General features: G+C 63.6%; 9 protein-coding genes. 6 read left to right on the plus strand and 3 right to left on the minus strand.

Features of this window, described 5'->3' with window-relative positions; translation table 11 throughout:
• Positions 1–403, plus strand: a 403-nt coding sequence (locus tag AB0H49_RS33805) for a hypothetical protein (RefSeq protein ID WP_357257008.1), incomplete at its 5' end; no start/stop codon positions are given.
• 157 nt (positions 404–560) lie between these two features.
• Here the strand turns inward: AB0H49_RS33805 and AB0H49_RS33810 are convergent.
• A complete protein-coding gene (locus tag AB0H49_RS33810) occupies positions 561–1,142 on the minus strand; it encodes a recombinase family protein (RefSeq protein ID WP_357257011.1) in 582 nt (193 codons plus the stop codon).
• A 289-nt stretch (positions 1,143–1,431) separates the two neighbouring features.
• Here AB0H49_RS33810 and AB0H49_RS33815 point away from each other — a divergent pair, with 289 nt between their 5' ends.
• On the plus strand, positions 1,432–1,611 hold the full coding sequence (locus AB0H49_RS33815; protein ID WP_357257014.1) for a hypothetical protein: 180 nt from the start codon (positions 1,432–1,434) through the stop codon (positions 1,609–1,611).
• A gap of 782 nt (positions 1,612–2,393) precedes the next feature.
• Here AB0H49_RS33815 and AB0H49_RS33820 read toward each other — a convergent pair.
• Positions 2,394–3,116: a sigma-70 family RNA polymerase sigma factor gene (locus tag AB0H49_RS33820; protein WP_357257017.1), complete on the minus strand. Its 723-nt coding sequence runs from the start codon at positions 3,114–3,116 to the stop codon at positions 2,394–2,396.
• Between the two features lie 477 nt (positions 3,117–3,593).
• On the opposite strand from AB0H49_RS33820, the gene AB0H49_RS33825 reads away from it, so the two are divergent.
• From AB0H49_RS33825 to AB0H49_RS33840, 4 genes are all read left to right on the plus strand, one after another.
• Positions 3,594–3,842: a hypothetical protein gene (locus AB0H49_RS33825; protein WP_357257020.1), complete on the plus strand. Its 249-nt coding sequence runs from the start codon at positions 3,594–3,596 to the stop codon at positions 3,840–3,842.
• Positions 3,843–4,168: 326 nt separating this feature from the next.
• Positions 4,169–4,360, plus strand: a complete 192-nt coding sequence (locus AB0H49_RS33830; RefSeq protein ID WP_357257023.1) for a hypothetical protein — start codon at positions 4,169–4,171, stop codon at positions 4,358–4,360.
• A gap of 497 nt (positions 4,361–4,857) precedes the next feature.
• Positions 4,858–5,610, plus strand: a complete 753-nt coding sequence (locus AB0H49_RS33835; protein ID WP_357257025.1) for a hypothetical protein — start codon at positions 4,858–4,860, stop codon at positions 5,608–5,610.
• A complete protein-coding gene (locus AB0H49_RS33840; protein ID WP_357257028.1) occupies positions 5,603–6,865 on the plus strand; it encodes an XRE family transcriptional regulator in 1,263 nt (420 codons plus the stop codon). Before AB0H49_RS33835 ends, AB0H49_RS33840 begins: the two co-directional genes overlap by 8 nt.
• 1,755 nt (positions 6,866–8,620) lie before the next feature.
• On the opposite strand, the gene AB0H49_RS33845 is transcribed toward AB0H49_RS33840, so the two are convergent.
• On the minus strand, positions 8,621–9,058 hold a 438-nt coding region (locus AB0H49_RS33845; RefSeq protein ID WP_357257031.1), incomplete at its 5' end, for a tetratricopeptide repeat protein.

Below are 9,058 nucleotides of genomic sequence, written 5' to 3' on the forward strand. Positions count from 1 at the left end.
CAGTGTCTCCGACATTCGTCGGTCCTTCCTGCCGAACCATCAGGTTCGGCCGATCGGACCGAGATCAAGATCCGCCGTTGTTCCGACAGTCCCTCTTCTCGCAGTCATCGGCAGTTACGGCCGTGGTGGTCTCACAGTGCCGGAAGAGGTACGCACTCGCTTCCGGGAAGGAACAAGACTTCCTCTGACGGAGCGCTTGTTCACCCCAAAGCAGGCCCGCCACCATCTCCTTCAGGCAGGTTTCGAACCTTCCGCCATCGACGATGAGATCGAGAAGTGGCAGCTACAGCTGTGGGATCTGAGCACTCCCACCAACCGAGCATACGAATTGCTGTTCACCTATGAACACATCGAGATCCTGACGATGTGGCTTCGGAACCGCCCTGATGCGCGGCGCAAGTGATCAGGCGACGGATAGGTACGCCCCGCTCAGGCGGACACACCCCCAGTTCCCCAGCACGCGGAGTGGATCCGTGATTGCGGTCGGAATCTTCAATACCGATGTGGGAGCTGCGGATTAATTCCCGCCGACGATCGGGCCGGGGCCGGCCTCGTCCTGGTCACTCCGCCGCGGGCGCCGTTCCCAGCTGCGCGGCTTTCACTTCGCCGTGCACGACGGCGAGGCTGACGCCGATGCCGCGCGAGATCTCGCGCAGGGACTGCCCTTCGGCGTGGCGTGCCAGGATCGCGCGGCGTTTGTCGGCGTCGACCACGCGTGGCCGCCCGCCCTTGCGGCCGCGCCGGGCCGCGGCTTGCAGGCCGTCTCGGGTTTTGCGGGCGATGTCGCGGCGGCGGTCTTCGGCCAGGGCGAGCGCCAGGTCCAGGATCAGGCTGCGTTCGGTGTGCTCGCCGGCGGCGATGCCGTGCAGGATTTTCACCGAGATGCCTTGCTGGAATAGGTCGTTGAGCACGATCAGGCCCTCGAGCAGGTTGCGGCCGAGCCGGTCGGCCTCCTGAACGGTGAGCATGTCGCCGGGGCGCATGTAGTCGAGCGCGGCCTGCAGGCCCGGCCGGTCGGCGACCTTGAGCTTGCCGCTGATCTTCTCCTCGAACACCTTCACGCAGATCGGGTCGAGGTCATCGTGCTGGCGCAGAGTCTCTTGCTTGCTCGTGCTGACGCGAACGAGACCGACCAATGCCATCCAAACCCCTCCGAACGTTCGGTAAACGTGTTCGACAACCGGGTGCGACTCTACCGGAAAACGAACGGGTTTCCGAACATTCGCGCCTGCGGGTATGTCACGCCCGCCAGTGGCGCGGCGGGTGTTCGGTAGACGGTCGTTTTCCGAACGCATACCGACTCACCTCCGGCGACAGTGTCGCCGCCGACCTCGGCGGGAGTCCCCTGACCGGACCAGGCGCAGAGACGGTGATGCGGCCCTGGTGGATTCGGCCTAAGGGGCCGGTAGGGCATGTAGGCACAATGAGCACATGCCAATCAACTTCGGGAGTGCTGCAGACCAAACGGATGATGAGCTTCTGGAGGGCATCAAATTCTGGGAGGCCCGCGCGCGAACCTTCGCGAGCAAGCGTGAACGTACCGCGGCTGCCGAAGCTCGTGAACGCACGGAGCAACTTCAGGCCGAAGCCAAGGCCCGAGGCCTGCTCTGAGAGGAACGCCGGACAGCTGGAGACGCAGACAGGTAGTGGTTTGCACCGCCTCTAATCAGAGCGAAGGGTCGCCTCGTATGAGACGATCCCTTCGCTGGCGATCCACCGGGTCACTTCTTACGCGATTCGACGACGGTGGTGTTCGGGCTACGTTTCGCATGGGCGTGCGTTACGTATCGGCCGGTGATCGCGCTCCGGGCGCTGCCCTTACTGCTGCCGCGCCCGGAGCTACCTCCGGAGCTTCCTTTCTTTCCTGCCATCTTCTTCACCTCCGTTCTGCGGCGCGTCCTCCAACATGCCCAAGGCACCCCGACACGTCGCCGCCACGAGTCGACCGATTGGAAACTACTCCTAGATATTGCGGTTTCAGCGACGACACACCACAAGAACTTGTGGTTCATAGGGTTTACAGCTCGTTCACGGGCTGCGCACTACCTCTTGGTGACGCGGCTACTCGAACCAGCCGTGCCAGTCCCGGAGTTTCGGGAACCACGCTCTGCGGGCGTCGGTCGCTGCGTCTCCCAGGAGCCTGCCGACGAACGCGCCGACTGCCGCGGTGAAGAACACCCTCCGAGAGCCGTTCTCCACGTTGTTGGTTGATGCTTGCGGAGCAGCGTTGCTCTCGCTGGGTTGGGGCGGCTGCTGCGACGGGGTTACTACAGTCATTTCCTACCTCGAGGATCTGTCAGTGGAATGCGGATTTGAGGTGGATCTGTTGTCCCCGCCTGGTGGCACAGGCGGGGACAGCGCTAAGCGACTAGAAATGCTGGGGGCGACATATCTCAGGAAATGGGCAACGCGTCTTCTCCGCGGTTGGCGGCAGTTCGACGTTCTTCGGTCTGGGCTCTGACCCATTCGCCGAGGGCGGTATCCGCCGGAATTTCGAGCACCCCCCGGAAATGCAGCCAGGCGATCTGCTTCTTGTAGCGCAGAAGCTGCGATCGGACCGTGGCGGGCTTCACCCCCACCCTCTTGGCAGCTTCGGTGAGGGTGACGCCTTCGTAGGCCAGCAGCAGCAGGACCGACCGCAAATTTCGGGGAGCCGCGAGCAGCAGATCGCGGGCGAACTCAAACCCTTCGATCATGTTCGCGTCGACGGTGGTGCCTTGTACACGGGCGAGGAGTTCGTCGGTGTTGGCCCTCAGCTCTATGACGCGCACGTGGTGGGCACGAATAACGTCACCGATCCGGTTGCGGCAGGCGCCGATGAAGTAGGTCGTGATCGTGGCGCCGCGGTCCGCGTCGTACTCTCCGCGATCGAGTCGGCCTAGGAATGGCGGCAGGGCGCGCACGAAGGTCTCGACGGCGATGTCCTCGCGCAGATAGCGATCGGCCTGGGCGGTGTTGAGCACCACCTGTGAGACATCTCCGTACCGGGATTGGGAGGCGGCCTCGCCGTCGGCCAGCCATGTGAGCATCGCCCCGACCGCCGGGTCGTAGAGCCGCGCGGCCAGTTCTTGGCCCTCGGGAGTCAACTTCTCGTCCTCGTTCAGATATTTTGACATCACTGCCCTCGCATACGTGCGTGCGCTCGATCGGCGCGCAACTACCGCTTATACGTGTGTGAAACAGCTAGGCGTTGCATGGAATCGAGAGTGGACTGGGGCCAGCCCCGGGTGCGAGGGTGGATCGATGGCCCCAGGGCTCGCAGCGGTTGCCAGGCCCCTACCTGACCTGAGCGCTTAGTTCCCAACACAGCCAGGGTGCTTCGTCTAATCCGAAGCGACTTGGCTACAATCAACGCCGGATGATCAGGGCTTGAAGTTGCCGCCCCGAGTAAGGGTGACAGCTCAGGAGCACAAGTCACTGGTCGTGGACGATGTCGGCACTATTTGAGGCTTCCCCGAAGGCCTCCCTACCCGGGCAAGGCAGGCTCCCCCAGACCCCGGTTCGCTATCCGTACATTGGATGGCTGAACCGGTTGTCGCATGCCCATTTTCGCTCACCCGGTGAGGCCGTCCTCGAACGAGGGAACCTCATTCGTGTTCAGTGTGACTCTCACCTTCGCCGACGCCGCTGCTGTGATCGGCGTGCTATTGCTCTGCTTGGTGATCTGGGCGGCGGTCTTCGCCTCGGATCCAGACCGGCGCGAGGCAGCCCAACGGGTGTTGGCGATGTTCTCGCGGCACAAGCACATTCCGACGGTGCAGGCCCAGCCGATCAACCCGCCCCCACCTGCGGGCAGCACTTCGTCGACGAGCCGGAGCAGACGTCGCGCTCGTCGGTCCTGAGCGACGGCTGACCACCACACCGAGAGCGATTCAGTCTTTGGACTGGACCGCTCTCGGTGTGCGCGCCGATGATGTCGATCAAGTCGCGACGGCCCACGGCCGGGCGGGGTGTTCGGTAAACAGTCGTCTCCGAACGCCTACACATAGCGTGTGGCTATATACGGTAACTGTTCAGCGTGACTTTTCTGATGTTTCTGGACCGCGTCGTAGGTGCATTGTGTCGCACCGGGACTCGTAAGATATGAGACAGCTCGTTACGAGCCAACGCAGTACGAGGACCTGCTCCGGCGACATCCGGATACCTACGAGAGCAAAGGAACTCGTACATGGCAACGAGCAATCGGCGGAGACGCCGAAAAGGCGACGACCTGAACCGTCAGATCCTGGCACAGGGATTTGCTGTCCTCGCAGGCGCATTCGCAGTCCTACAGCTGCTGATGCCCCTGATGATCGACCAGCATCCCGTCGACCCGGATACGGCGCCCCAGGTCGACGGCTGCCAGGTACTCGTGATCTAACCCTGCAAAAGTCGGTCACGAGGAATGACACCGAGGCCCTGACCATCGGAAAGATGGTCAGGGTCTCGCCTCTTACGTGCCCGATTATACGAACGCAGCACTCCTGGAAGCGAATCTAAAGCGAAGTTTCGCCGGAATCCGTGTTGGGAGCGGACCGGAGGTTCAGGTGATGGTGAGGCGGGCCCAACCAGCTGCTACCTGGCCCTCGCTGATGGCGTCGGCGAGTTCCTGCACCATCTCACATCGACAGTGAGCCCTGGACACTCAGCACCGGTGCGCGAAGGGCGATTCGGCCACATGCGGGCGTCGCGGCCCGGAACATTAGGAGGTCGAACTCGTCGGCGTTGCGCGCAGATGCCGCGCAAATCTTAAGTGCTACGCTGCTGTCGCATTTCGATTCGTAAGCGAGCGGGGCTGGGCGTTAGGGGAGATCCATGAGCGAGCAGGCTGTACCCACACCGTGGGAGACCAAGCGATTCGGTGAGTACGCTCTGCCGTTGCGTCGCACGATCTGGAGGGGCTTGCAGGCTGCTCATCTGCGGGCGTTGGCCGCCCACAAGGGGTTAGGGCTGGCCAGCAACGACGGCTACGGCCTGATCTGGCTGGTCCAGCACGAAGAGTTGGGCTTCGCGGTCGAGGAAGTAATCCCTGACATGCGCCGGATCAAGCCGGCGCGGGCCCGCTACGAGCTGATCGTGGTGGGCGAGGCCAACATCATCCTGTACCCGTGGAAGTTCGCCGACGATGCCTACACCGCCGTGGCGATGGCGAAGATGACGATGTCGGAGTTGCGCAAGAATCTGCTGGCGCTCGCCGAGAAGGCATCTGACCAGCTCACCATCGATCAGGCTCATCTCACCCAGGAAGAGCTCGACGCCGAGGTCGAGGAGTTGGACACCTTCCTCACCGACGCGGTGGAAGCGGGTCGGTTGGTCATCATCGCCTACGCCGCCAATCCGCACTCCGGTGTGTTGCGCATCTACTGGGGTGAGGCGTCCCAGGCCGATGACCAAGGCCGGTTGAAATGGAGCGACATCGAGCAAATCCCCGCGCCCGCCGACACCGGCGGTGACGAGGTCCCGCTGCGCCCTGCTGGTCCGATCCTGGTTCCCGACCCGAAGCCTGCTGCGGGCCCGCGCTTCGATCAGCCCCCCATGGCCGAGATCCCTCTCGCGCACCGCAATCCGTTGACCACACCCGATGGCGGACAACCGCCGGCACCGCAACCCGAGACTGCGAGTGATGACTGAACGCCCACCTCTCAACCTCTTCTCCAGCGACACCACCGCGGCGATTTCGGCTTCCGACGTCGCGTTGGTGTTCGACCCGGCCCGGTTGACCCAGGCCCGCCAGCTCGCTGGCTTGACCAAGGCGGCCCTCGCCGCGCAGATCGGGGTCTCGGGTGCAGCGGTCAGCCAGTGGGAATCGCTGGCTTCACCACCGCGCCCGGACCATCTGAAGCGGGCGGCCGAGGTCCTCGACGTCCCCGTCGAATTCTTCGCCGCAGGACGGCCTTTCGCCCAGCTCGACGGCGCCGGCGCGCATTTCCGCAGCCTGCGCTCGACCAAAGCCGCCCAGCGCGCCAAGGCCGTCGCCTTCGCCCAGCAGGTGTGGGAGCTCACCTACGCGCTGGAGAAGCACGTCCAGTTCCCCGCGATCGACCTGCCCGGGTTCCTGCCCGACGACCCCACCCGACTCGGTGACACACCGGCCGAAGCCGCGCGGGCGTTGCGCGCGCACTGGGGCCTCGTACACGGGCCGATCCCGCACCTGGTGCGCACCATGGAGATGCGAGGGATCGTCACCACCATGGTGGCCTTCGCCGACAAAGACACCCCCACCATCAACGCCTTCTCCACCTCCCGCATGCCGCGCCCGACGATCGTGCTCACCCCCGACCGCGGCGACGACGTGTACTGGCACCGGTTCACCGCAGCCCACGAACTCGGCCACCTCGTCCTGCACCGCAACGCTGCGCCCGGCGACGCCGAGCAAGAACGCGAGGCCGACGCCTTCGCCGCCGAATTCCTCACCCCCGCCGACCAGATCACCGACCGGCTGCCCCGCCGATTCGACTTCAAAGCCCTCCAGCAGCTCAGCTACGAATGGGGCGTGTCGATCAAATCGCTGGTCTACCGCTCCCGCGAAACCGGCGCCATCTCCGACGCCGTCGCCCGCCGCGCCTTCCAACGCCTCAACCACCTCTACGACATCGGCATGCTCGGCCGCGACCCCGTCACCCAATACCCCGGCGAAACCCCCACCCTGCTCGCAAAAGCCTTCGAACTCGCCGAAACCCACGGCACCCTCACCCTGACCAGCCTCGCCACAGAACTACGCTGGCGCCCCAAACGCCTACGCCAACTCCTAGACCAACCCGACCAACGTCCCGTCCTGCGGCTGGTCACCGACACCGAAGCCGCTCCAGGGACAGAAGCTCAACACCAGGCGCAGTCGACGTCATCGGCAAGCCGGGAAGGGATAGCAGGTCCCCGCCGCGCCTAAAGAGTCGACCGCGGTTCAGCGCTGAGCACGACAGCGGCTGACTCTTAATCAGCGGGTTCAGCGTCCGAGATCTCCAGCTCTTAAGAGCTCGTCGTAAGACTCTGCGTCCCAACTCTTAAGAGCTCGGCGTAAGGCCTTGCGCCCCAACTCTTAAGAGCTCGGCGCTCCGATTACCAGGACAGCTATTCGTGCGCCTGCGGATAGTGGCTGTAGCAAACTTCTCGCGCCTTCCCCTGGGCCTCGCCCAGTGCGAACTTCACATCGCTCTCGACTACGCGACAGCCAAGATCGGTGTCGCCGCGCCCGCGGTCCGCGAGCCCGCGCCGCGCAGGCCAGACCCCCGTCTCGTCCGTCTACCAGCCAGTAGGGTCGACCGACCACCACTTCGCGGGGCTTGACGTTGAACGACACTCACGTCAGGGTGGGTTATCAAATCGTTATTCTGCTCGAAGGTCAGCAAATTTGACTCAAAACCGCAGTTGGCTGGGGTCTTTCGGGCCTGGCGTCGCCTACAGGACGCGCTGCGGACAGCAATCTGTCATCGGGTCGTGATGCGATTCGCCTAATCTTCGCCTGGGGCAGACGGGTACAGTCCGTGTCGCACACCACACTTGATGTGTGAGCGGTACCACACTTGTTACGCCCACCAGCGGTAACCCGGTACCTATCGCGTTACCGTATGGGCGTCCTGTTAAAGGAAAATGCCCGGGCTGCCAGGCGGCTACCTGACAACCCGAGCACCCTCGGAATCACCGACGCGACGTAGGCAGCAACCCAGCGATCGCGCGTAGTGATACGGCAGACAGCCTGGTAACCGTTGTTGCCAGGCTGTCGCCGTTATTCAGGGCCCAGACCAACGCTGTGGTCTCCAGTCCTGTAGCGAGTGCCGTGCACCAACGCTTGACTGTCTCCACCCTGTCCGGGCGCGGAGCCCGAGACGGAGTGGTGTCCGACAGTTCGGGCGGATCGAGATCCACCGAACCTCCTTTACTGCGGACCGCCGCCTTGTGCAGCGGTCGGGCTCATGGCCTTCCGCCGGGAAGGTGGTGCAGTACGGAGACTCGAGGACCAGAGAACGCACGAGCCAGTCGAACCAAGCGAAAGTCTAAAGGCATGCACCGCCACAACCGTGGTGACACCGGCCAACTTTCGAACTCGGTCCGGTGTTCGTGGCGAACTTCCAGCCGATCGGACGTTCACCGCCGAGACCGGTCCAGGCCCCAGCGATGTGCCAGAGCTATTGGACCACATCACAACCGGCGAAAGCGACGAACGCGCCGCCCAAAATCGGCACCGGAACCGGCAGCCCTGGATTGAGCGGATTTCACCCGCAGCGAACGCGAAAACCTCTGGTGTCCAATGGCATTTTGCAATCTTGCAAGATCATTATCCAGGCGATAACACGCCTGTTTGGAGCACGACCGAGCCGGACGACACCCGCGCGGACTCGCCCCCGCTCGAGGCAGGTCCATGCATGAGTGCCACCTCCAAATTGGGTCCTCTCAACATCTTTCAACCGCCACCGATTCGATGAGCGGGAAAGCGCCGTGCGCGGTACCAGCCCCACGCCGCGGGCGCGACAGCAAGCCCAGTTCAATTCGCGCTACCGCCGGATTCCGCGCCGCGACTCCTCGTCCCCGTCACTAGAGCCTTGGGCCGGGCCCGCTCGGAACGACCGGACAGCAGGTCTACCGAACACCACAGACCGGTCTGTGCCGACCGCTGGCAGTGGGCGGGGGACAGCATGAATTTGTGTCATGGCGTTATCTGAGGTTGTTTTTTGTCTTGGTCACGGAACCAATCGAGGCCTGCGCGAGAAGACAGGGTTTGGGGGTGGTTGGCCCCAAAAACTCGTTCCTGGGCAGCAATGACGCGCTCCTGCAACGTGATCGCCTCGTCGAGTCGACCTGCGGAGGAGTTGACATAGGCGAGGTTGCTGAGGGAGAGGATGGTGTGGGGGTGGTCCGGACCCAGGGTTCGCTCACGGTCGGCGACGGTGCGCTCGAACAGTAGTAGCGCCTCGTCCAGTCGACCGGCAGAGGTGTAGGCGGCGGCGAGGTTGTTACGACTGGTGAGGGTGTCAGGGTGATCAGCACCCAGGATCCGTTCACTGTCTACGACAGTGCGCTCGTGAAGGGCCATGGCTGTAGCAAGCCGGCCTGCTGATTCGTAGGCGGCGGCGAGGTTGTTTCG

The sequence above is a fragment of the Nocardia sp. NPDC050713 genome (assembly GCF_040654315.1).
GTDB lineage: Bacteria > Actinomycetota > Actinomycetes > Mycobacteriales > Mycobacteriaceae > Nocardia.

What these genes read in the sequence shown, in the direction of transcription:
- AB0H49_RS33810 (WP_357257011.1), bottom strand. Translation starts at nt 1,142, where the DNA reads ATGGCATTGGTCGGTCTCGTTCGCGTCAGCACGAGCAAGCAAGAGACT.
- AB0H49_RS33815 (WP_357257014.1), top strand. Translation starts at nt 1,432, where the DNA reads ATGCCAATCAACTTCGGGAGTGCTGCAGACCAAACGGATGATGAGCTT.
- AB0H49_RS33820 (WP_357257017.1), bottom strand. Translation starts at nt 3,116, where the DNA reads ATGTCAAAATATCTGAACGAGGACGAGAAGTTGACTCCCGAGGGCCAA.
- AB0H49_RS33830 (WP_357257023.1), top strand. Translation starts at nt 4,169, where the DNA reads ATGGCAACGAGCAATCGGCGGAGACGCCGAAAAGGCGACGACCTGAAC.
- AB0H49_RS33840 (WP_357257028.1), top strand. Translation starts at nt 5,603, where the DNA reads ATGACTGAACGCCCACCTCTCAACCTCTTCTCCAGCGACACCACCGCG.